Source organism: Robbsia andropogonis, from assembly GCF_000970345.1.
GTDB lineage: Bacteria > Pseudomonadota > Gammaproteobacteria > Burkholderiales > Burkholderiaceae > Robbsia > Robbsia andropogonis.
On the sequence record NZ_LAQU01000004.1, the window covers coordinates 235,409 to 259,586 of the forward strand.

A 24,178-nucleotide genomic window follows, 5' to 3' on the forward strand; every position below is an offset into this window, starting at 1 on the left:
GAGCCGACCTGCGTGATAGCGCGATGAGCGGCTCGCACGGAGGTAACGTGGCACTGTGTAACGCCGTATTCCACCACCCGACAGGCCCTGCCTGCCGGGTGGTTGTCCGAATTCTTAAAAATTGGTGCTTGAATCTATGGCTGCTGGATCCGAAACTGCGCTTACGCCTTCCGAATACATTGCGCACCATCTGCAAAACTTTGCGACGGGCCATCAGACGAAGTTGATCGATTTTTCGATCATCAACCTCGACACGATGTTTTGGTCGATCGTCGCCGGCGTGATTACGCTGACCCTGCTGATCACGGCCGCTCGCCGCGCATCGCCGAACGTGCCGACGCGTTTCCAGTGCCTGATCGAAATGCTCGTCGAAATGGTCGAAGACCAATCGAAATCAATCGTGCATGGCGACCGTGCTTTCATTGCGCCGCTGGCCCTGATGGTCTTCGTCTGGGTAGCACTGATGAACTCATTCGACTTGATCCCGGTCGATCTGCCGGCCCATCTGATTCAATGGACCGGAATGAACAGCGTGATCAGCCATCATCGGATCGTGCCTACCGCCGATCTCAACGCGACGATGGGCATGTCTCTCGGTGTACTGGTTCTGATGCTGTACTACAGCGTCAAGATCAAGGGTGCCGCGGGCTGGGGCAAGGAATTGATCAGTGCCCCGTTCGGCAATCACTTCGTGCTGTGGATACCTAATCTGGCACTGAACATCATTGAATACGTTGCGCGGACCGTGTCTCTGGGTATGCGGTTGTTCGGCAATATGTATGCGGGCGAGCTGCTGTTCCTGCTGATCGCTTTGCTGGGCAGCATCTGGCATTTCGATGCACATGCCGGTGTGCTGGGCTTCGTCGGAAACGTGTTGGCCGGTAGTGTATGGGCGATCTTCCACATCCTGATCGTCTTGCTGCAAGCCTTCATTTTCATGATGTTGACGCTGGTGTATCTTGGCCAGGCTCACGATAAACATTGATCGAGCTCCTCGCGGAATCGATCGCGTTTTTCACCATTAGTCGTTATTTATCCCGTTTTTAAGACTTTTCCACAGGAGTAACCATGCAAGCTTTCATCGCCAACATCCAGGGTTTCACCGCAGTCGCCATCGGTATCATCATTGGCCTGGGTGCAATTGGCGCCTGTATCGGCATCGGCCTGATGGGCGGCAAGTACATTGAAGCCTGCGCACGCCAGCCGGAACTGATCAACCCGCTGCAAACGAAGATGTTCCTGTTGGCAGGTCTGATCGACGCGGCATTCCTGATCGGTGTGGGTATTGCGATGCTGTTCGCGTTCGCAAATCCGCTGCTGACGGCGCTGGGCGCGCCAGGCGCGTAATCGCGACGCCTTAACGTCCAGTGGAGGATGGTGCCGACGTGGTCGGCGGTGCCGGGATGCCGGTGCCGTTGTCGACTCCCAGGCGCCTCCGATCCTGCGCTGGCCGCCGGCTCTGTGCCCCGTCGATGACGATGCCGGGCCCTGTTATCGGAATATTGGTCCGCTGACGGAATGGGCTGCAGCAAGTGGTAAACCAGGTATCGGGCGCGGCGGCAGCGCGTTCTCCAGTCCGGTGCAGTACTCGTAAAGGAAACACAGTGAATCTCAACGCAACCCTGATTGCGCAGTTGATCGTGTTCCTGATCCTTGCGTGGTTCACGATGAAGTTCGTGTGGCCGCCGTTGATCAAGGCGCTCGACGAACGCGCGAGAAAGATCGCCGACGGCCTGGCCGCCGCCGAGAAGGGCAAGGCCGATCTGGCCGACGCGCAAAAGCGCATCGACAAGTCGTTGGCGGAAGCGCGCGACCAAGGTCAAAACCGTATTGCTGACGCGGAAAAGCGTGCGCAGCAGGTCGCCGAGGAAATCAAGGCGAATGCGCAAGCCGAGGCAAGCCGGATCATCGCGAGTGCAAAGGCCGAAGCCGAGCAGCAGGTGGTGCGTGCACGCGAAGCGCTGCGCGGTGAAGTCGTCGTCCTGGCAGTCAAGGGCGCCGAGCAGATCCTGCGCCGCGAGATCGACGCCAATGCCCATGCCGACCTGTTGAACCAACTGAAGGCCGAGCTCTGATCATGGCTGAACTCGCGACAATCGCCCGCCCCTACGCCGAAGCTGCTTTCGACGTCGCGCGCGCCCCGGTCAATGGCCAGGCCGCCGTGTCCACCGACGCATGGTTGACGCAATTGCAGGCGCTGGCGCAAGTGGCCAGTCATCCTGACGTCCGTACGCTGGCGAACGACCCGAAGATCAGCCGTGCGCAAATCTTCGAGCTGATCACCGGTGCATCCGGCGTGACGCTCGCGGCGCCGGTAAAGAACTTCGTGCAGATGCTGGTGGATAACCGGCGCATTGCGTTGCTGTCGGAGATTGCCGCGCAGTTCGAGGCGTTGAAGCACGCCAGCGAAGGCATTTCCGACGCCGTGATCACCAGTGCCTACCCCCTTGAAGGCAAGGCGCTGACGGAGTTGGTGGCGGCGCTGGAGAAGAAGTTCGGACGCAAGCTGCAAGCACAGGTCGTTGTCGACCCGGCGCTCATCGGTGGCGTCAGTGTGGCGGTCGGGGATGAAGTGCTCGATACGTCGGTGCGTGCGCGCCTGACGCGGATGCAGGCCTCGCTGGCCGCGTAATTCGCTGCGACGATCACTGACTGAGTTCGCGCTCCAGGGTTTCGCGGTATTGCGGCCTCGGGGCGCGAACGCGCTGATGCCGTCGGTGATATGACCGACATGAAGCCGAAAGCAGGCAATGGGTCTGCCGGCGGCAAAGAATTGACTATCAGGAGCAGCAAAATGCAACTCAACCCATCTGAGATCAGCGAGCTGATCAAGACCCGCATCCAGGGTCTGGAAGCGGGCGCGGATCTGCAAAATCAGGGCACCGTGATCTCGGTGAGCGACGGCATCGTGCGAATCCACGGTCTGTCGAACGTAACGCAAGGTGAAATGCTCGAGTTCCCGGGCAACATCTTTGGTCTGGCGTTGAACCTGGAACGCGACTCCGTTGGCGCGGTCATTCTGGGTGAATACGACAGCATCTCCGAAGGCGACACGGTGAAGTGCACGGGTCGTCAACTGGATGTGCCGGTGGGCCCCGAACTGCTGGGGCGCGTCGTCGACACGCTAGGCAACCCGATCGATGGAAAGGGTCCGGTCGTGACGCAAGCGCGTGACGCAATTGAAAAGATCGCGCCGGGCGTGATCTGGCGTCAGGGCGTGGACCAGCCGCTGGCAACGGGTATCAAGGCGATCGACGCCATGGTACCGGTTGGCCGTGGTCAGCGTGAGTTGATCATCGGTGACCGTCAGACCGGCAAGACCGCGGTGGCGATCGATGCGATCATCAACCAGAAAGGCAAGGGCGTGAAGTGCGTCTATGTCGCCATCGGTCAGAAGGCGTCGTCGATCACGAACATCGTGCGCAAGCTGGAAGAAAACGGCGCGTTGGAATACACGACCGTCGTTGCCGCCATGGCATCTGCGCCGGCCGCCATGCAATACCTGGCACCGTATGCCGGTTGCACGATGGGTGAATACTTCCGTGATCGCGGTGAAGATGCGCTGATCGTGTATGACGATCTGACCAAGCAAGCGTTCGCCTATCGCCAGATCTCGCTGTTGCTGCGTCGTCCGCCAGGCCGTGAAGCCTATCCCGGTGATGTGTTCTATCTGCACTCGCGTCTGTTGGAACGTGCTGCACGCGTGTCGGCTGACTACGTCGAGAAGTTCACGAACGGGGCCGTCAAGGGCAAGACCGGTTCGTTGACGGCATTGCCGATCATCGAAACGCAGGCGGGCGACGTGACCGCGTTCGTGCCGACCAACGTGATCTCGATCACCGACGGTCAGATCTTCCTGGAAACGGACCTGTTCAATGCGGGCATCCGCCCCGCGATCAACGCCGGTATCTCGGTGTCGCGCGTGGGTGGTGCAGCCCAGACGAAGGTCATCAAGAAGCTGTCCGGTGGTATTCGTACCGACTTGGCCCAGTACCGCGAATTGGCGGCATTCGCTCAGTTCGCCTCTGATCTGGACGAAGTGACCCGTCGCCAGCTCGAGCGCGGCCGTCGCGTGACCGAACTGCTGAAGCAGCCGCAATATCAGCCTTTGCAGGTATGGGAAATGGCTGTTTCGCTGTTCGCGGCGAACAACGGTTACCTGGATGATCTGGACGTGGCGAAGGTGCTGCCGTTCGAAAAGGGTTTGCGCGAAAGCCTGAAGGCGAACAAGGCAGACCTGATCGGCCGCATCGAAGAGAAGAAGGAACTGACGAAGGACGACGAGCCGTTGCTGCATGCCGCGGTCAAGGACTTCAAGCAGTCCGGCGCTTACTGACACGTTGCGGGTTAAGCCGCCACGCAGTGCGGCATGCGTCTGCGGTGAACGACAGGCATGCAACGCGTCTGGGATTCGCTCGAAGCGTGATTGAAGCGAGTGATGATCCAGGCGTCCGGTTCCACCGAATGGCACGGCGATGACGGTACCGACAGGAGTTGAGCAATGGCTGGAATGAAGGAAATCCGCGGCAAGATCAAGAGCGTGCAAAACACGCGCAAGATCACCAAGGCGATGGAGATGGTGGCTGCGTCGAAGATGCGCAAGGCGCAGGAGCGCATGCGCGCATCGCGTCCGTACGCGGACCGCGTGCGTGACATTGTTGCGCACCTGACCGAAGCGAACCCGGAGTATCACCATCCGTTCATGTCGCGTCCGGCGAATGCCAAGCGCGCAGGTCTGATCTTGATCACGACGGATAAGGGCTTGTGCGGCAGCATGAACACGAACATCCTGCGTCTTGCGCTCGCGAAGTTCCGCGAGAACGAGGCAAGGGGTATCACGCTGGAAGCGACGGCAATCGGTGGCAAGGGCGCCGGTTTCCTGAATCGTCTGAAGGCGAAGATCGTGTCGCAGGTAACGCATCTGGGCGATACGCCGCACCTGGACAAGCTGATCGGCACGATCAAGGTTCAGATGGACGCGTACGCGGCCGGTGAGTTGGACGCGGTGTACCTCGGGTACACGCGGTTCATCAATGCGATGAAGCAGGAAGCGGTGCTGGAGCAGTTGTTGCCGTTGCCGGAAATCACCCGCAGCGCGGAACAGCGTGCAGACCACCCGTGGGACTACATCTACGAGCCGGACGCGCAGACGGTCATCGACGACCTGCTGACGCGATACGTCGAAGCATTGGTGTACCAAGGCGTGGCAGAAAACATGGCGTCCGAGCAGTCGGCGCGGATGGTCGCGATGAAGGCGGCTTCCGACAATGCGAAGACGGTGATCCGCGAAATGCAGTTGGTCTATAACAAGAGCCGGCAAGCAGCGATCACGAAGGAATTGTCGGAAATCGTCAGCGGCGCCGCGGCTGTCTGACCCACGCACGAATCAAAGCATCTAAAGGAAAATCGATGAGTACCGCGATTGAAAGTGGGACTGCCGCAGTCGGCAAAATCGTTCAGTGCATTGGCGCGGTCGTCGACGTGGAATTCCCGCGCGACCAGTTGCCGAGGATCTTCGACGCACTCGTGCTGGAAGGCAGCGAATTGACGTTGGAAGTGCAGCAACAGTTGGGCGATGGTGTGGTCCGCACGATCTGCCTGGGTTCGGCGGACGGCCTGCGCCGTGGCCTGGCGATCAAGAACACCGGCAAGCCGATCACGGTGCCGGTTGGCGCGGCAACGCTGGGTCGGATCATGGACGTGCTGGGCCGTCCGATCGATGAAGCGGGCCCGATCTCGCACGAATTTACCCGAGAGATCCATCAGTTAGCGCCTGCATTCGACGAGTTGGCCCCGTCGACCGAACTGTTGGAAACCGGCATCAAGGTGATTGACCTGATCTGCCCGTTCGTCAAGGGTGGTAAGGTCGGCCTGTTCGGTGGCGCCGGTGTTGGCAAGACCGTCAACATGATGGAATTGATCAACAACATCGCAAAGGCGCACGGCGGTTACTCCGTGTTCGCCGGCGTGGGTGAGCGTACCCGTGAGGGCAACGACTTCTATCACGAAATGAAGGACTCGAACGTCCTGGATAAGGTCGCGCTGGTGTATGGCCAGATGAACGAGCCGCCGGGCAACCGTCTGCGCGTCGCATTGACCGGTCTGACGATGGCCGAGCAGTTCCGTGACGAAGGTCGTGACGTGCTGTTCTTCGTCGACAACATCTACCGGTTCACATTGGCTGGCACCGAAGTGTCGGCGTTGCTGGGCCGCATGCCGTCGGCGGTGGGCTATCAGCCGACGCTTGCCGAAGAAATGGGCCGTCTGCAAGAGCGGATCACGTCCACGAAGAAGGGTTCGATTACGTCCGTGCAAGCGGTCTACGTGCCGGCCGATGACTTGACCGATCCGTCGCCGGCGACCACGTTCGGTCACTTGGACGCAACGGTCGTGCTGTCGCGTGATATCGCTTCTCTCGGTATCTATCCGGCCGTCGACCCGCTGGATTCGACGTCGCGTCAGATCGACCCACTGGTCATTGGCGAAGAACACTACTCGATCACCCGTCGCGTGCAGCAAACGCTGCAACGCTACAAGGAATTGCGCGACATCATCGCGATTCTGGGGATGGACGAGCTGTCGCCTGAAGACAAGCAAGCGGTCGCGCGTGCCCGTAAGATTCAACGCTTCATGTCACAGCCGTTCCACGTGGCGGAAGTGTTCACGGGCGCACCGGGTAAGTTCGTCGCGATGAAGGAAACAATCCGCGGCTTCAAGATGATCGTCGACGGCGAGTGCGATCACCTGCCAGAGCAGGCGTTCTACATGGTCGGTACGATCGACGAAGCCTTCGAAAAGGCGTCGAAGATGTAATGCGGCGCGCATCGTCATGCTGGATCGCCGTTGCGCGATGCGGGGCGGCGATGCAGGACGAAGGGTGGGCGGCGCGATGCGTCGTTCCAACCCGCATGGTCGCTTTGTATGGCATGCGACATATATGCGGGCTGGCCAAGCGCGGAACAGGCGCCTGGCGCCGCTCACACGATCAGGAATCGATATGGCAACCATCAAAGTAGACGTCGTCAGCGTGGAAGGCGAGATTTTCTCGGGGCAGGCGAAGTTCGTCGCGCTGCCGGGCGAGTCGGGTGAGCTGGGTATCTTGCCGGGCCACACGCCGCTGATCACGCGCATCCGTCCCGGTGCGGTACGCATCGAGGCCGAAAACGGCGAGGAAGAATTTGTTTTCGTGGTCGGGGGCATTCTCGACATCCAGCCGACAGGCGTGACGGTGTTGGCAGACACCGCCATCCGCGGCAAGGATCTGGATGAGGCGAAGGCAGAGGAAGCACGTCGTGCGGCGGAAGAAACGCTGGCAAATGGCGGGTCGGATCTGCAATACGCTGCTGCCCAGGCTGAACTGGCCGCCGCCGTCGCGCAATTGACGGCGATTCAGCAACTGCGTCAGCGTCGGCACTAACATTACGCAGTGCGAGCCGTTCGGATGTAGCCATGCGATTGGTGTTCACAAATCGTATGGTGCGATAAGACTGATCTTGCGTGGCGCAAGTTCAAAGTCGCGGAAAAACCGCTTTCGGTATCGAAGGCGGTTTTTTTTCCTTGGAGGACCCGCAACCCGCTTGATGTCGTTGACCCGTTTGTACACGGACCGCGACGCCCAGGGGAAATTGATCGCCGCCTATATTGCACTGGCGGAGCCAGAGAGAGAAAAAGCACGCAACGCGTAATACGACGTTCATCGATCGATTGCCGTCGACAAACCGTAGATAAAAAAAAGCGGGCATGGCGCCCGCTTAAAACCACACGCTACGGGGTTAGCGCGAGGAGACCACTTGGGACAAACACATTCGGGCGTCCAACGAATGCTGCCTGGACCACTCTTCGCACCAATCGATCAATCCCGACGCCGGCCAATCCCGGCGTGGCGCGCGGCACCCCAACCGCGATGCGCGCTATACTCGAGTGATGCAACCTGGCACTATCGCTGGAACAGCGAAGCATCACATTTCCCGATGATGCTTCCCACCGATGCCGTGTTAAACGTGAGGATCGGCCTGATTCACCCGATCGCAGCGTTTGCGGCATTCCCGCCCCGATGTGACGATATCAACGCTGCATACCTGAATTTGCGTCGTGACCTGCAGTACCGCATGCGTGAGAACCCGAGTAATTCCGCCTGCGAACTACGGCTATCACGACTCGCCAAGTAGGCTGCGTTGCGACCGTTGAAATCATTGTGGGCCATCGATTCTAATGTGGCCGTAACAAAGTGTATCTGGTTGTAACTAAACTCTGCTTAATAATCAGACACTTACGCGTAATTGCTCTGATTTCGACGGAAGCTGGGGAATATTGTTTCGGCAAGTACGTTGCGATTTCGCGCGCCAGCGAAGCGGTGTAATCGTTGTATACCGGCGACTTTCCGCAAGCGCGCCGGTCGTGCGCCGATGGCGGTTCGAGTGGCGAACGGTGGACAGCCTGTTGCCGGAATGAAGGTAACAGTCTGTCACTACATCGGGCCGCTTCCCCTGGCCTTGGAATGACGTCATTCGACAATCGGGTCGATATGTCGGTGTTCCCGTCCCCCGGGGTCCGGTAGAATGCCGCTTCATGTCGTGCCGGGGTCGCCTCGCGGGTTCCGCTCGTTCTTTTCCACCGATGCCGGGCCGAAGCGTCCCCGCGATCCGCAACCAGAAGCACAGATGCCGATGCAATCGTCCGATATGCCCAACGTCGCGCCGCTGGCCAACGACACTTTCCTGCGTGCGCTGCTGCGGGAACCTACCGACTACACGCCGATCTGGTTAATGCGTCAGGCCGGCCGCTATCTGCCCGAATACAATGCAACGCGGGCCCGTGCAGGCAGTTTCCTGGGACTGGCAAAGAATCCGGACTATGCCACCGAGGTTACGTTGCAGCCACTGGAGCGCTATCCGCTGGACGCAGCCATCTTGTTTTCGGACATTCTGACGATTCCGGATGCGATGGGGCTCGGCCTGGCGTTTACACAAGGCGAGGGGCCGCAGTTCGCCAGGCCTGTGCGCACGGAAGCGGATGTAGCGGCGCTATACGTGCCGGATATCGACGAGACGCTGGGGTACGTGACCGGTGCGGTGTCGAGCATCCGCAAGGCGTTGGTTGATGGTCAGGGGCGTCAACGCGTTCCGCTGATCGGATTTTCGGGAAGTCCGTGGACGCTTGCGTGCTATATGGTCGAGGGCCGAGGATCAACGGATTTCCGCAATGTGAAAACGATGCTCTATGCGCGTCCGGACCTGATGCACCAGATCTTGGCGGTCAATGCCGACGCGGTGATCGCCTATCTGAACGCACAGATTCTCGCGGGCGCCCAGGCCGCGATGATCTTTGACACATGGGGCGGTGCGCTTGCGGACGGCGCCTACCAAACGTTCTCGCTCGCCTACATCAAACGCATTGTTGCCGGCTTGATTCGAGAGCACGAAGGACGTCGCGTGCCGGTGATTGCTTTCACGAAAGGCGGCGGGCTGTGGCTGGAGGCGATGGCCGAGACCGGCGTGGACGCGTTGGGTCTCGATTGGACCGTCGACCCCCGGGCGGCGCGTCAGCGTGTGGGACAACGTGTCGCGTTACAAGGTAGTCTCGATCCGAACATTTTGTTTGCGCCGCCAGAGACCATTCGTGCCCAGGCGCGTGGATTGTTGGATGCCTATGGCAGCGCGCCGGGCCACGTTTTCAATCTCGGGCACGGCATCTCTCAATTCACGCCGCCGGATCACGTGATCGCGCTGGTGGACGAGGTGCATGCCTATAGCCGCAAACAGCGTGCGGCGTGATCATTTTTCGCCTGTCAAGCCTTGACTTATGCACAAAATCGCCTCTCTTCTAAGGGGGGCGGGGAATAAGGAAAACCCCGCATGTCATACCCGGCATTGGCGATAAAAAATGCGGTTTTTCATGAGGTTATGGGTGAAGTCCGGATCGAATTTCTTAGGGCGAAGGATGCTGTAAACCCTGATCTTGGCATGACGGTCGCATGACAATGCGGGCTTTCTCCACAAAGTTATCCACAGCAGTGCGTAAGCCTGAAAAAAACTTTGTAAACCGAGATTTAGCGTTGAAATCGATGTTCCACTTTAACTCTGGCAATGCCTTGCAAAACACAGTGCGCGGCGCCGGATTGGGGACAACCTTTTCACCCGGCAATCAGATCGGTGAGGAACCCGATTTCACGCTTGTCTCGCACGACGTCCCGGACCGCGAGAAGACCGGGAAAAAGGGCGACGATGCCGGCGAGGACGATGTCCTGTACGTGCGGGTCGCGCTCGATCAGCCAATCCAGACCCTTTTCGACTATCGCTATCGATCCGGCCAATTCGCAGGCGTGCTTCCTGTTCCTGGAATGCTTGTGTGGGTACCGTTCGGTAAGCGCCGCGTCACAGCCGTCATCTGGGCCGTGGCTGAGCAGACCGATGTGCCGCCGAATCGTTTGAAATCGATCGAGGCAATCTGTGATGACTGTCCGCCGCTGGATGCACGGTGGCGGGCGCTGATCGCTTTTGCGGCAGGGTATTACCAGCGTGGTATCGGCGAAGTGGCACTGCCCGCCTTGCCACAGGGGCTGCGGGATCCGTCCCGTTGGGGGCATCTCCTGCCGCGCCAAGCGGTCTATGCCCTGCGTGATGATGTCCCGGAGGCGCTGGCGCAACTGAATGCCAGGGTGCCAAGGCGCGCAGCGGCGCTTCGTCGTTTGGTCGACGGACTGGCGTCCGCCCCTTTGACGCTATCGGCGGCGCGTCGACTGCACCCCCGCGCCGCCGCGCAACTGGATGCCTGGTGCGCATCCGGAGAGGTGCGACGTTACGAGATCGAGGGGGATGATGCTGGCGAGCGCGCAACGCCCTTGGCGCACGCGACACCCGAGATTGTCCCGGCGCGGGTCTTGAGCGCCGAGCAGCAGGAAGCGGTCACCCGGATCGACGCTGCATCGAGAGCGGGGGGGTTTGCGCCGTTTCTACTCCATGGCGTCACCGGCAGCGGTAAGACCGAGGTGTATCTGCAGAGCCTGGCGCGGCTGCTGGCGCGGGATCCCCTGGCGCAGGCGCTGGTCCTGGTGCCCGAAATCAACTTGACGCCGCAATTCGATGCCTTGTTCAGGCGGCGCTTCGCATCTCTGGGCGACGGTGCGGTGGCAACGTTGCATAGCGGCCTCGCCGACGGCGAGCGGACCCGTCACTGGCTTGCAGCCCATCTCGGTCGCGCGCGCATCGTCCTGGGGACGCGACTGGCGGTCATGGCGTCCTTTCCCCGGCTTGCGATGATCATCGTCGATGAAGAGCACGAAGCGGCCTACAAGCAGCAGGAAGGTCTGCGCTATTCGGCGCGGGACTTGGCCGTGTGGCGTGCCAAACAGCTGAATGTGCCGATCGTGCTCGGGTCCGCCACGCCATCGCTCGAAAGCTGGTCACAGGCGGAGCAGGGGCGTTATCGCCGCCTGTCTATGACGACGCGGCCGGCGGTTGCCGCGATGGCTTCGCAGGCGTTGTCACCGGCACACGTTCTGCCGCGCATGACGTTGATTGATATGGAGCTGGAGCGTCAACGAAGACGTCCGAGCATCGACGGTTTCAGCGTGCCCTTGGTGGCGGCCTTACGCAAGCGCCTGGCACAAGGCGAGCAGAGTCTTATCTTCCTGAATCGACGCGGCTATGCGCCGGTATTGTCGTGCGATGCCTGCGGCTGGGTCTGCGGTTGTCCGCGCTGCAGCGCTTACCTTGTTCTTCACAAATTGGATCGGGCGTTGCGTTGTCACCATTGCGGATGGCAGCAACGCATTCCGCCGGCCTGTCCTGAATGCGGTAACGTCGATATCGCGCCGATGGGGCGCGGCACGCAGCGCGCCGAGGAGACGCTTGCCGAACTTGTGCCGGGTGCGCGTGTCCTGCGCATTGATGCCGACAGCACGCGCAAGAAAGGCAGTGCTGCCGCGCTGTTTGCAAACGTTCACGCCGGTGATGTCGACATCCTGGTGGGCACGCATATGATCGCGAAGGGCCACGATTTCCAGCGAGTGAGTTTGGTGGGCGTGCTAAACGCCGACTCGGCTTTGTTTTCCCACGACTTCCGCGCGACGGAACGGCTGTTTGCGCAATTGATGCAGGTTGCAGGCCGTGCTGGGCGCGGTGGCCAGAGCGGCGATGTGTTGATTCAGACGCGCCATCCCACGCATCCCTTGTTTCAGGCACTCGCGCGGCACGACTATCCGGGTTTTGCCGAGGCGTCGTTAACGGAGCGTCGGCAGGCAGGATTGCCCCCGTTTATCCATCAGGCCTTGCTGCGTGCCGAGGCGAAGACGCTCGAGCAGGCAATGGCCTTTCTGCAGCGGGCGGCTGGGCATTTCGATGTGGTGAAGGCGTCAGTAGCGGCCGTGCCGGGCGACGGCAACGCGCCACGCGAGGATGTTCATCGCTTTGACCCCGTGCCGATGGCGTTGGTCAAGATCGCTAATACGTTTCGCGCGCAGTTACTGGTTGAGAGTGCCTCTCGTGCGGCGTTGCAACGATTCTTGCCCATTTGGCAGCAGGCATTGCGCGGCGATCAATCAGGAGTCGCGCGGTGGGCGGTGGAAGTGGATCCGCTGGATATTTGATTCGGCGCGCGCGTACGCGGATCAATTGCCTTTATAAATGCCGACCGGCCAGTCGCGTTTTGCTTGAATCGAAAAACTCGCCACCGCTGCCATCCCGTTTTGTCGAATTTGCCGACTCCGCGACGCCACCGTTTTCGCTGTAGGTGCAGAGCTCTTTGACGATATCTGCCATCTCTTTGATGAAGTCCTCCGATTCGAGGGCATCCTGATAGCCGTTCGCCCTTGCTAGATCCAGGATGCGTATGGCGATCGGGGGAAATTTGTCGAGAGGGCCAGCATTAAAGCCGTCCCTTGCGCGCTTCAACATGATGTCCATCAGTGCTGTGTTGGCAAGCGGCGGCGGAAATATCGGAGTGAATGCCTGGAGAAGGCGCCGTTCCCGCTCTCGAGCGGCAGGGCAGTGCGCATTAACTCTCCGCGATCGTGCCTCTTCCAGGCGCATCCTGGAGGCATTCATGCTGTTCAATTTGTGCGTGCGCAATAGTCGAATTTTATCTTCGCCTAGCTTGGCCAGGCGTTCCCCGTAACTCCGGATCAGATTATCGAGTGCGAGGTTGTTCGTGAATCTTCGCAAATCTGGTGAATCAAGTAATGCGCTGGGCATATAAAGTTGGACGTAAAGTCTGGCCAGATTGACTAACATTATTGGCGCTCCATAACGGTTCTACCTATGCCGCTATAAAGGATGCGGTATCGATTATGGGCAGCTCCCTCTTGCGATTAAATAAGACGGCGCTTTTTAAATAAGTAATTTCCTGGTCCGTATCGCATTTTCGGACTTCTCCCAAAATCGTGCGACATGAAGGCATCGCCGGGCCAGGGTGCAACCCGAAGCAGATGGGTTGCACCTTTATTTTATGTTTAGTACGATCGCAGTCAGTACGATGCTGGAAAAGGCAAGTCCGTTGGATTGCCATACGCTTTTTGCGCGCTGGCATCGCTCACCGATTCACTCCGGACTCACTACACATGGCCAGCACCACGCTCGGCGTGAAGGTTGACGAACCCTTGCGCGCGCGCCTTAAAGAGGCCGCTCAACGTATCGATCGAACGCCACATTGGTTGATCAAGCAGGCGATATTCGCGTATCTGGAACGGATCGAGGCCGGGCAGATGCCACCCGAATTGAGCGCGATCCTGTCGTCCGGGGACAGCGCCGATCACGGCGGTACGGACCCGGCGGTCGAGGAGGCCGCGCACCACCCGTTCATGGATTTCGCGCAAGGGGTGCAACCCCAGTCGGTGTTGCGGGCGGCAATCACAGCCGCCTATCGGCGCCCCGAGCCGGAGTGCGTGCCATTTCTCATCGGTCATGCAAAGCTGCCGGACGCGCTGGCCGGCCAGGTGCGGCAACTGGCGGCGCGTCTGGTCACGGCGCTGCGTGGCAAGCAATCGGGCGGCGGCGTGGAAGGGCTGATCCACGAGTTCTCGTTGTCGAGTCAGGAAGGCGTTGCGCTGATGTGCCTTGCCGAGGCACTGCTGCGTATTCCGGATCGCGCGACACGCGATGCCTTGATCCGCGACAAGATCAGCCATGGCGACTGGAAGTCCCATATGGGTAATGCCCCGTCGATGTTCGTCAATGCGGCAACATGGGGGCTGATGCTGACCGGCAAGCTGGTGGCCACGAATAGCGAAGCCGGTCTCTCCGCGGCATTGACGCGGTTGATCGGCAAGGGCGGCGAGCCGCTGATCCGCAAGGGCGTGGATATGGCGATGCGCCTGATGGGCGAGCAATTCGTCACTGGCGAGACGATCTCGGAAGCGCTGGCGAACAGCCGTAAATTCGAGGCGCGTGGCTTCCGCTATTCGTACGACATGCTCGGCGAGGCGGCCACCACCGAGGAAGACGCACGACATTACTTCGAATCGTATGAGCAAGCGATTCACGCGATTGGCAAGGCGTCGAACGGTCGCGGCATTTACGAAGGTCCCGGCATCTCGATCAAGCTCTCCGCACTGCATCCTCGTTATGCGCGTGCCCAATATGATCGGATGACGGCGGAACTGCTGCCGCGCGTGCGGGCGCTGGCGCTGCTCGCACGCCGCTACGATATCGGCTTGAATATCGATGCGGAGGAAGCGGATCGTCTCGAAATCTCGCTCGACCTGTTGGACGCGCTGTGCTTTGACGAGGCCTTGGCAGGCTGGAACGGCATTGGCTTTGTCGTGCAGGCGTACTCGAAACGCTGCCCGTATGTGCTCGACTACCTGATCGATCTCGCCCGCCGCAGTCGCCATCGTCTGATGGTGCGTCTGGTCAAGGGGGCGTATTGGGACAGCGAAATCAAACGCGCGCAGGTGGACGGGCTGGAGGGCTATCCGGTCTATACGCGCAAGGTCTACACCGACGTTTCCTACCTGGCATGCGCGAAGAAACTGCTCGGTGCGACCGATGCGATCTATCCGCAGTTCGCCACGCACAACGCGCATACGCTGTCGGCGATTTATCACCTCGCCGGTCAGAACTACTACAGCGGTCAATATGAATTCCAATGCCTGCACGGCATGGGCGAGCCGCTGTACGAAGAGGTCACGAGCCGTGACAAGCTGAATCGGCCATGCCGTGTCTATGCCCCGGTGGGGACGCATGAAACGCTGCTGGCGTACCTGGTGCGCCGTCTGCTCGAAAACGGCGCCAATACGTCATTCATCAACCGAATCGCCGACAAGTCGCTCAGCGTGGAAGACCTGATCGCTGATCCGGTCGAGGAGGCGTTACGGATCGCGCCTCCGGGCGCACCCCATCCGAAAATCCCGCTGCCACGCCAATTGTATGGCGACGCGCGCGCCAACTCGATGGGGTTGGACTTGTCGAACGAGCATCGGCTCGCCTCGTTGTCGTCGGCGCTGCTGAGTGGCGTCGGCATGATCTGGCGTGCCGCGCCGATGCTCGATCGCGCGGACGAACCCGACCTCGTCGACACCGTGCCGCGCGACGGTCAGACACTGCAGGCAGTGCGTAACCCGGCCGATCATCGTGACATCGTCGGTCAGGTGATCGAGGCGACCGCGCGCGATGTCGAGATCGCTTTGACACATTCACTCGCCACGGCGCCTATCTGGCAAGCCACGCCGCCGGCCGAGCGCGCCGATTGTCTGGCGCGCGCCGCCGACCTGCTCGAAGCGCAGATGCCGGTGCTCCTCGGCTTGATCGTTCGCGAAGCCGGCAAGTCCTTGTCGAATGCGGTGGCGGAAGTACGAGAGGCCGTGGATTTCCTGCGCTATTACGGCGTGCAGATCCGCAATGAGTTCTCGAACGACACGCATCGTCCGCTCGGCCCCGTCGTCTGTATCAGCCCATGGAATTTCCCGCTCGCGATCTTCATTGGCCAAGTGGCAGCGGCACTGGCCGCCGGCAATACCGTGTTGGCCAAACCGGCGGAACAGACGCCGTTGATCGCGGCGCAGGGCATTCGCATCTTGCGTGATGCGGGCGTACCGGCCGGCGCCGTGCAACTGCTGCCAGGCGATGGCGAGACCGTGGGGGCGCGCCTGGTCGCCGATGCGCGCGTGCGCGCGGTGATGTTCACCGGATCGACGGAGGTGGCGCGTTTGATCGCCCGTACGCTGTCCGAGCGCCTGGATGCGAACGGTCGTCCGATCCCGTTCATCGCCGAGACAGGCGGGCAGAACGCGATGATCGTCGACTCGTCGGCGCTGGCGGAGCAGGTCGTGGGCGACGTGCTGGCATCGTCGTTCGATTCGGCTGGACAACGTTGTTCGGCATTGCGCGTATTGTGCCTGCAGGAAGAGGCCGCCGATCGCGTGCTGACGATGTTGAAGGGCGCGATGCAGGAGTTGCGCGTCGGTAATCCGGATCGCTTGTCCACCGATGTCGGCCCGGTCATCGATGCGGCAGCCAAGCGCGGTATCGATTCCCATATTGACCAGATGCGCGCGAAAGGGTTCGCCGTCCATCAGGTACCACTGACGGAAGACGCGGCCAATGGCACCTTCGTGCCGCCGACGCTTATCGAGATAGACAATCTGGCCGCCTTGAAGCGCGAAGTCTTCGGCCCCGTGCTGCATGTGGTGCGTTATTCCCGTGGCGCGCTCGATGCGTTGATGGCGGGAATACGGGACACCGGTTATGGCCTGACACTCGGTATCCATACCCGGATCGACGAGACGATCAATCGTGTGATCGCGAACGCGCACGTGGGCAATATCTATGTGAACCGCAACGTGATCGGCGCGGTTGTCGGTGTGCAGCCGTTCGGGGGCGAAGGCCTGTCCGGGACCGGACCGAAGGCAGGTGGGCCTCTATATTTGTACCGCCTGCTGTCCACCCGTCCGAACCGGTTGCCGGCGTTGCTCGACGGTGCCTCGGCGTCGACGCGCTCTGTCGGTCAGGGCAATACGACAGGATCGACGAGTGCATCGTCCGCCGCCGAGACCACGTCGACATCTGAAAATCGCCGAGACGGTAGGACGGTGGCATTGACGCGGTATCGCGATTGGCTGCGTACCCAAGGCGATGCCGCTATCGCCGACCGTTGTGATGCCTATCTTGCGCGCGCCGTGGACGGACTCACGCAAACGTTGACGGGTCCGACCGGCGAGCGAAACACCTATGCGCTCGCCGGTCGCGGCACGGTACTATGCGTCCCGTCGACGGAGACGGGCGCGCGTGCGCAGCTCGCCGCGGCATTGGGTAGCGGTAATCGTGCGTTGTTCGACGGGCCGGCCGGTATCGCTTTTGCCGAACGCCTGCGTGCCGACGCGGCACTGCAACCGTATCTACAGGTCGTGGATGGGAAGGGACTCGCTGGCGCGGCCTTTGATGCGGCGCTGTTTGAAGGCGATGGCGATGCCTTGCGTGCGTTGTCGCGTCAATTGGCGCGGCGCGACGGCCCGATCGTAACGCTTCAAGGCTTGAACGTCGGGGCGATCGAGCAAGGCGAGGATTATGTGCTGGAGCGCCTGCTGCTCGAACGGTCCGTCAGCGTCAATACCGCAGCGGCGGGCGGCAACGCGAACTTGATGACCATTGGGTGAAACATCGTTTCGGATGGCTGGCGTGTTGGCGTTAGGATGACCAGTCGCGGCAAGGGGTGCGGTTACGGAAGCGACGACACGCCGAGGGCAGGGCCGGGAAGCGGGCAGGAGACGACCGCTATTCCGTTGCGGTAAGCTTGCCGCGTTTGTCGAACAGGTCGGTTCGGCATGCGGGCAAGCAGGGAGAGACGGCGATGATGCGATTCGACGATGCGTGTCTCGCCGGCGTTCGTGAAGTGTGGCCGCCGGAAGAACCGGTAGCCCTCAAGGAGAGCAGGGATGCAAGGTATTAATAAGCATAATCGGCTGGGTGGTGCGACGTTCGCGGCGGTGGCGGTTGGTGCAACGCTGGCGTTGACCAACGTAGCGCATGCGGAAGACGTTCATATCGGCGCGGCAGGCCCATTGACCGGTCCGCAGGCGCATTACGGCGCCGACTTCACCAATGGCCTGACGCTGGCCGTCGAGGACTTCAATGCGACGAAGCCGGTGATTGGTGGCAAGCCGGTACGCATCGTGCTCGACGTGCAGGACGACCAGGCTGATCCGCGTACGGCAACGTCCGTGGCGCAGCGCCTGGTGGATGGCGGCATCAAGGGTATGCTGGGCCACTTCAACTCCGGCACGACGATTCCGGCATCCCGCATCTATGCTCAGGCCGGCATTCCTGAAATCGCGATGGCGACGGCACCGGAATACACGCAGCAGGGTTTCAAGACGACTTTCCGGATGATGACGTCGGACATCCAGCAAGGTGCGGTTGACGGCGAGTTTGCCGTGAAAACGTTGAAGTACAAGAAGATCGCGATCATCGACGACCGTACTGCCTATGGTCAGGGTCTGGCGGATCAGTTCGAGAAGGCCGCGAAGGCCGCCGGCGCCAGCATCGTCGATCGCGAATTCACGAATGACCGCGCCGTCGACTTCCGTTCGATCCTGACGAAGATCAAGGCAACGCGTCCGGACCTGATCTTCTACGGCGGCGCCGATGCGCAGGCCGCACCGATGGTCAAGCAAATGCACACGCTGGGGATCAAGTCGCCATTGATGAGCGGCGAGATGGTCAAGACGCCGACGTTCCTGAAAATCGGTGGTGATGCCGCGAATGGCACGATCGCCTCGCTCGCCGGCGTGCCGCTGGCCGATATGCCAGGCGGTGCGAAATTTACCGCCGACTACAAGAAGCGCTTTGGTTCGGACGTGCAAACGTACGCACCCTATGCCTACGATGGTGCGATGGCGATGTTCACCGCGATGAAGCAAGCCGATTCGACCGAGCCGAGCAAGTACCTGCCGGTTCTTGCAAAGATCAAGATGGCGGGCGTTACCACACCGGCGCTCGAGTATGACGCCAAGGGCGACCTGAAGAACGGCGGCATCACGATGTACAAGGTCGTCAACGGCGAATGGACGGTATTGCAGAGCGTTGGCGCAAAATAAACCGTCAGTTGATCTTGCAGGGGACAATGCTCACCTCGTCGAGGTTCTGTCCCGCCCGCGTTTGTTGAAAGCGGGAAACTTATCCCCTGCTTGTTCACAGGCTATCCGCCACCTGCGCGCCCGGTTTTATACCGGGTCGTTCAATCGTGTGTTTTGTTGTTCGGAAGTTATCAACAGGGTTTGCACAAGCTATTCGGCTGCTTGTCCCCAATGTTATTCACAGGCCTTCTCCCGTTGTAGAGGGTCCTCCTTGCTTACCAATAACCCGCATGCGTTTTCCTCGAATGCATTGACTGCTCCGTACGAATGCATGGCGAGCGTCTCAAGTGTCTGGGGTAATATCGGCGTATGCCCCATACGCTAGCCGCCCCTGTCGAAAGTGATCTGCTGATCAAGAAAAGCCGTTTCCTTGGCTGCGTCGGACCCATGGCTGATCGCGGGCAGGCGCAGGTGCGGGTGAGTGCATTACGCGCCGCGCATCCTGGCGCCGCGCACGTCTGCTGGGCACTACTGGCAGGTGGTCAGTCGGCGGCGGTGGACGACGGTGAGCCCAGTGGCACGGCCGGGCGGCCCATGCTCGATGTATTGCGGCATCAAGATCTTGAAGGTGTGCTTGCCACGGTCGTTCGCTACTTTGGCGGGGTGAAACTGGGCGCGGGCGGGCTCGTGCGCGCTTATACCGATGCCGTCGCGCAAGCGCTGCTCGCTGCCGACAAGGTGCCACTGCGGGCAATGCGCACGCTTTGCTGCACTGTGCCTTATGCGCAGGAAGGCTGGATGCGTCGACAGGTGGCTTTGGCCGATGCGGCACTCGAAGCGGTCACGCACGGGTCCGTGGTTGGCTTTACCGTCCGTTTGCCGGCCGACACGGCGGCGGCATTTATCGCAGCGGTGGACGAAGGTGGGCAAGGGCGGGTCGATTGGCTGCCGGTCCACGGCGACGACGGGGCGATGGCGCCGGCCAGGATGACCGGCATCGCGCGTTCGCATATCGTCGATATCGCCGCGGCCAATGCGCCTTCGCAGAAGGCCCGACGATGACACCCGCGACACCACGTCACCGCCGCGTGCGACAGGCCATGACATGGGTGCTGGCGGTGCTGCTGGCGGTGCTGGTCATCGCTGGTATTGCGATCGAGACCGGCACATTGGATACGGAAGGCCTGGGTATCGCCGCGCATCCGTATCGTGGTCCGGTCACCGATCACTTCGATGGCTCGCGCTTTCACACGGTGCCGCCCACCCCACGCAATACGATGGGCGACCTGTTGCGCTGGCAGATGCACCGCACGCCCGACGGCTGGATTGATCAACCCGCGCTTGTCCCGGACGTGCCGCCTCGAGTCGACGGCAGTCGAATGGTGGTCACTTTCATCAATCATGCCAGCGTGCTGATCCAGCATCGCGGCTTGAATATCCTTGCCGATCCGATCTATAGCGAGCATGCCGGGCCTTTCGGCCTGTTTGGACCGGAACGGCATACCCCGCCTGGTATTGCATTCGACAAACTGCCGCGCATCGACGTCATCGTGCTGTCCCACAATCACTACGACCATTTCGATATGCCGACGTTGAAGCGACTGGCGCGGCGCTGGCCCGATGCCATCGTCGTGTCCGGGTTGGGGAATGGTGCGCCATTGCGCGCGGTGGGCTTTCATGATGTCCATGAGGTCGACTGGTGGCAACAGGTGCCATTGCGCGATGATGTGGCCGTAACGGCGGTACCGATGCGGCATTGGACCGAGCGGATGCCATGGAACGTCAACGCGACGCTTTGGGAGGGATTCGTCTTCACCTCGCCGGACGGACCGTTTTTGTTCGCCGGCGATACCGGTGCCGGCGGGCAATTCATGCAGATACGGCAGCGTTTCGGCCCGATGCGCTTCGCCGCTTTGCCGATTGGCGCCTATGCCCCGCGCTGGTTCATGAAACGTAGCCACATGTCGGCCGAGGAGGCCGTGGACGCGGCGCAGGCGCTTGATGCGCAGTCCGTTCTCGGCATTCACTTCGGCACGTTCCGGCTGACCGATGAGGGTCAGTTCGATCCGCCGCGCTTGTTCGAGCAGACAGTGCGCCGACGTGGGTTGCCGTTGGCGTCGTTCCGTGCGTTGGCTCCCGGCGGGCAGTGGGACGTGCCGCTTCAAGCGTCCGGCATCGCCCGAACGGTGCACTGATGCCTTGTCGAACGGTATCGCCCGCGCGTCGAGCGTGCAGGCGTATGGCATTGTTGGCGGGCTGACGCCGCAGCGGGGCCAGACGCCGGATGCCGGATGCGGCCGTGACCCTGGCCGGTTGGCTGGCCATCGCTGGGTGGCGTCGGAGGGAAAGGCGTTCGGTGGTACCATGACCGCGCCTCTCGTTTGCAAAAAACAGCAGAATTTCACGCCATGACCGAGTCCATGAATCCCCTGAACGCCACGGCGGCCGCTTCCGGCTCCGCCGCGCCCGCTTCGCCCGCGGGCAAGCCTGTCATCCTGACCGGCGACCGTCCTACTGGTGCGCTGCACCTGGGCCACTTCGTCGGCAGCTTGCGTAGCCGCGTGGCGTTCCAGCACGACCACAAACAATTCATCATGCTGGCGGATTCGCAGGCGCTGACGGACAACATGGATGACACCAACAAGGTGCATCGGAACGTTATGGAAGTGGCGCTGGACTATCTAGCGGTCGGCATCGATCCATCGCTGACGACGATCTTTGTCCAGTCGCAGATTCCCGAGCTGGCGGAGTTGACGTTCTATTACTTGAACCTGGTTACCGTGGCACGCCTGGAGCGCAATCCAACGGTCAAACAGGAGATCATCCTGCGCGGCTTCGAGCGCGACATCCCCGCGGGCTTCCTGACCTATCCCGCCAGCCAGGCGGCGGACATCAGCGCGTTCAAGGCGAAGATCGTGCCGGTTGGAGAAGACCAGATCCCGATGATCGAGCAGACCAACGAGATCGTGCGGCGCCTGAACCGGATGGCCGGCCGTGACGTGCTGGTCGAATGCGAGGCACGCGTGCCTGATATTGGCCGTCTGCCTGGGGTAGATGGCAAGGCGAAGATGAGCAAGTCACTGGGCAACACGATCAATCTGGGCGATACGCCGGAGCAGATCAGCAAGCAGGTCAAGAACGTCTATACGGACCCGTTGCATCTGAAGGTATCGGACCCCGGCCATTTGGAAGGCAACGTCGCTTTTATCTATCTGGATGCGTTCGACACCGAGAAAGCGGCGCTGGAAGAAATGAAGGCGCATTACCAGCGCGGCGGCCTGGGCGACAGCGTGGTGAAGAAGCGTCTGGATACGGTGTTGCAGGAAATGCTGGCGCCCATTCGCGAGCGCCGTGAGCACTTCGCCAAGGATCGTGGCGAGGTCATGAACATGCTGAAGCGCGGCACCGCGCAGGCGCGTGAAGTAGCCGCTCAGACGATGGACGAAGTGAAAAGCGTGCTGGGCTTGAATTATTTCTGACGCATTGCCTGGCGGCATGCTGTCCGACGCGCTCAGCCGTCGCGCTGATGCCGCGTGCTCATCTCCTGCAGATCGAGGTCATGTTCCAGCGCGTGCATCAACTCGTCGTGGATACGTCCTTCGTCATGCAGTTTCAGAAGCGTCTGCCGTCCCGACGCGATAGCGGCCAGCACGATACCGTAATGCGCCTCCAGCGCTTCGCGCGGAAACGCCTCCTGGTCACTATGACGCTTGGCGAGGTTTGCACGATATTGATACTGCTCGTACAAGCGTGGATGAATCAACTGGCCATCCGCGTCATGGACGAGCGGCTCGATGGCGGCAAACTGCGCCTCATGAATATAGGCCCATGCCTGGGGTTCGCTCATATAGCGTGACTCGCGGGTGTGCGTCCGTGGTGGCAACAGCCACTGGATCAACACGCCAATCGTGACGCCCTGGACGATCACCGTGGCCAGAATAACGGCAAATGCGCAAACCAGGATCAGATCCCGTCCCGGCAGGTTTTCCGGCAAGGACAACGCGATAGCGATGGTCACCACGCCACGCATTCCCGCCCAGCTCATGACCGTGGCGGCGCGCCAATCCGGCGACGCGAACGAATGTTCCGATATGGGCGGACGACGCAATACGCGTATGCGAAGGAATTCGAGGATCACCTTCATCGCCTCCACACCGAAGATCCACGCGAATCGCGACACGATCACGACGATTACGATCCCTCCGGATGTCATCCCCAGCCGATACCACGCCTCGTGATCGGTCCCGTGCGCCACGCGCTGCATTACCCCATGCAGCGACAGCCCGATCAGGATGAAAACGAGCGCTTCGAAAATAAAGACCATCGATTGCCAGAACGATGTTGCCCGCAGGCGTGCGGCGGCGCTGAACACGCCATGTTGGTTGCGACCGATAACGAGGCCGCAGCACACCGCTGCGATGACACCCGAGACGCCTAGTTTTTCGCCGATGATATAGCTGCCCCACGACACCAGCAGGGACGTCACCATGACCAAATAATCGTCCTTGATATAGCGCCAGGCGCGCAGCAGTAGCCAGCCGCACAACAAGCCGATCAGCATGCCGCCAACGGCCAGTTCGCCGAATTTCATCGATGCCTCGCGCATGCTGAAGCTGCCAGTCAACGCCGCGGCCAAGGCGAATCGGAACAGTGTCAGCCCCGCCGCATCGTTCAGCAGGCTTTCGCCCTCCAGCAGCACCATCAGGCGTCGCGGTAACGTCAGTCGAGCCAGGATCGCCTTTGCCGCGACGGCATCCGGCGGAGACACGATTGCCCCCAGTGCGAAACATACGGCCCAAGGCAATCCGGGTACCAGCCAATGCGCCGCCCAGCCGACGGTCAACGTCGTAAATGTCACTGCTCCGACGGCAAGCATCATCACGCCGCCGAAATTGCGCTTGAGGTCATCCCATACCGTGAAATAGCCGCCGTACATCAGCAACGGTGGCAAGATCACGACCAGCACCAGGTCCGGGTCGAGGTTGATGGGCGGCAAGCCCGGCACGAAGGCCATGCCGATGCCACCGGCAAGCAGTGCCACGGCGGGCGGCAGATTGCATTGCCGGGCAAGCAGTTGCAGCGCGACCATTGCAACCAATGACAGCAGGACGATTTCAAAAGCGGAGACAGAGGACATTGGCGGTTCGCAGTGGCGCGGCGGAAGGTCGGCGT

Annotated in this window: 17 protein-coding genes and 1 pseudogene; 16 read left to right on the top strand and 2 right to left on the bottom strand. The window is 60.8% G+C overall.

Annotated elements, in window-relative coordinates; genetic code table 11:
* Nucleotides 1-136 precede the first annotated feature (136 nt).
* The 10 genes from atpB to WM40_RS06250 all read left to right on the top strand — a co-directional run bounded on the left by atpB (nucleotide 137) and on the right by WM40_RS06250 (nucleotide 12,586).
* Entirely contained in the window at nucleotides 137-985 is an 849-nt protein-coding gene (atpB, locus tag WM40_RS06200; RefSeq protein WP_024904930.1) for a F0F1 ATP synthase subunit A, read from the top strand.
* 83 nt (nucleotides 986-1,068) lie between these two features.
* Entirely contained in the window at nucleotides 1,069-1,347 is a 279-nt protein-coding gene (gene atpE, locus WM40_RS06205; RefSeq protein ID WP_024904929.1) for a F0F1 ATP synthase subunit C, read from the top strand.
* A gap of 257 nt (nucleotides 1,348-1,604) precedes the next feature.
* Complete coding sequence (locus WM40_RS06210) at nucleotides 1,605-2,075, top strand: F0F1 ATP synthase subunit B (RefSeq protein WP_024904928.1); 471 nt, start codon at nucleotides 1,605-1,607, stop codon at nucleotides 2,073-2,075.
* A gap of 2 nt (nucleotides 2,076-2,077) precedes the next feature.
* Nucleotides 2,078-2,632 (top strand): F0F1 ATP synthase subunit delta, encoded by a 555-nt coding sequence (locus WM40_RS06215; RefSeq protein WP_024904927.1) that lies wholly within the window; start codon nucleotides 2,078-2,080, stop codon nucleotides 2,630-2,632.
* Nucleotides 2,633-2,794: 162 nt separating this feature from the next.
* Complete coding sequence (atpA, locus tag WM40_RS06220) at nucleotides 2,795-4,336, top strand: F0F1 ATP synthase subunit alpha (RefSeq protein WP_024904926.1); 1,542 nt, start codon at nucleotides 2,795-2,797, stop codon at nucleotides 4,334-4,336.
* Between the two features lie 165 nt (nucleotides 4,337-4,501).
* Nucleotides 4,502-5,374: a F0F1 ATP synthase subunit gamma gene (gene atpG / locus WM40_RS06225; RefSeq protein WP_024904925.1), complete on the top strand. Its 873-nt coding sequence runs from the start codon at nucleotides 4,502-4,504 to the stop codon at nucleotides 5,372-5,374.
* 35 nt (nucleotides 5,375-5,409) lie between these two features.
* Nucleotides 5,410-6,813 (top strand): F0F1 ATP synthase subunit beta, encoded by a 1,404-nt coding sequence (gene atpD, locus WM40_RS06230; protein ID WP_024904924.1) that lies wholly within the window; start codon nucleotides 5,410-5,412, stop codon nucleotides 6,811-6,813.
* 184 nt (nucleotides 6,814-6,997) lie between these two features.
* On the top strand, nucleotides 6,998-7,417 hold the full coding sequence (locus tag WM40_RS06235; protein ID WP_024904923.1) for a F0F1 ATP synthase subunit epsilon: 420 nt from the start codon (nucleotides 6,998-7,000) through the stop codon (nucleotides 7,415-7,417).
* Nucleotides 7,418-8,681: 1,264 nt separating this feature from the next.
* Entirely contained in the window at nucleotides 8,682-9,773 is a 1,092-nt protein-coding gene (hemE, locus tag WM40_RS06245) for a uroporphyrinogen decarboxylase (protein WP_279612266.1), read from the top strand.
* A 290-nt stretch (nucleotides 9,774-10,063) separates the two neighbouring features.
* Nucleotides 10,064-12,586 (top strand): primosomal protein N', encoded by a 2,523-nt coding sequence (locus WM40_RS06250; RefSeq protein ID WP_082102462.1) that lies wholly within the window; start codon nucleotides 10,064-10,066, stop codon nucleotides 12,584-12,586.
* A gap of 31 nt (nucleotides 12,587-12,617) precedes the next feature.
* Here WM40_RS06250 and WM40_RS06255 read toward each other — a convergent pair whose 3' ends face one another.
* Nucleotides 12,618-13,229, bottom strand: a complete 612-nt coding sequence (locus tag WM40_RS06255; protein WP_046152419.1) for a hypothetical protein — start codon at nucleotides 13,227-13,229, stop codon at nucleotides 12,618-12,620.
* A 326-nt stretch (nucleotides 13,230-13,555) separates the two neighbouring features.
* Between WM40_RS06255 and putA the strand changes: the two genes are divergently transcribed.
* The 6 genes and pseudogenes from putA to trpS all read left to right on the top strand — a co-directional run bounded on the left by putA (nucleotide 13,556) and on the right by trpS (nucleotide 22,485).
* A complete protein-coding gene (gene putA / locus WM40_RS06260) occupies nucleotides 13,556-17,587 on the top strand; it encodes a trifunctional transcriptional regulator/proline dehydrogenase/L-glutamate gamma-semialdehyde dehydrogenase (RefSeq protein ID WP_046152420.1) in 4,032 nt (1,343 codons plus the stop codon).
* 279 nt (nucleotides 17,588-17,866) lie between these two features.
* Nucleotides 17,867-19,027, top strand: coding sequence for a branched-chain amino acid ABC transporter substrate-binding protein (locus WM40_RS06265; RefSeq protein ID WP_024904917.1), 1,161 nt, complete (start codon nucleotides 17,867-17,869; stop codon nucleotides 19,025-19,027).
* 348 nt (nucleotides 19,028-19,375) lie between these two features.
* A pseudogene (locus WM40_RS06270) lies at nucleotides 19,376-19,954 on the top strand (IMPACT family protein); the annotation flags it as partial.
* Between the two features lie 110 nt (nucleotides 19,955-20,064).
* On the top strand, nucleotides 20,065-21,201 hold the full coding sequence (locus WM40_RS06275; RefSeq protein WP_201779124.1) for an MBL fold metallo-hydrolase: 1,137 nt from the start codon (nucleotides 20,065-20,067) through the stop codon (nucleotides 21,199-21,201).
* Nucleotides 21,202-21,205: 4 nt separating this feature from the next.
* A complete protein-coding gene (locus tag WM40_RS06280) occupies nucleotides 21,206-21,418 on the top strand; it encodes a hypothetical protein (RefSeq protein ID WP_046152421.1) in 213 nt (70 codons plus the stop codon).
* A gap of 8 nt (nucleotides 21,419-21,426) precedes the next feature.
* Nucleotides 21,427-22,485, top strand: a complete 1,059-nt coding sequence (trpS, locus tag WM40_RS06285) for a tryptophan--tRNA ligase (protein ID WP_046152480.1) — start codon at nucleotides 21,427-21,429, stop codon at nucleotides 22,483-22,485.
* A 32-nt stretch (nucleotides 22,486-22,517) separates the two neighbouring features.
* Here trpS and WM40_RS06290 read toward each other — a convergent pair whose 3' ends face one another.
* The gene (locus tag WM40_RS06290; protein ID WP_024904912.1) at nucleotides 22,518-24,143 is read right to left on the bottom strand and encodes a Na+/H+ antiporter; all 1,626 of its coding nucleotides are present in this window, start codon (nucleotides 24,141-24,143) and stop codon (nucleotides 22,518-22,520) included.
* Nucleotides 24,144-24,178 lie beyond the last annotated feature (35 nt).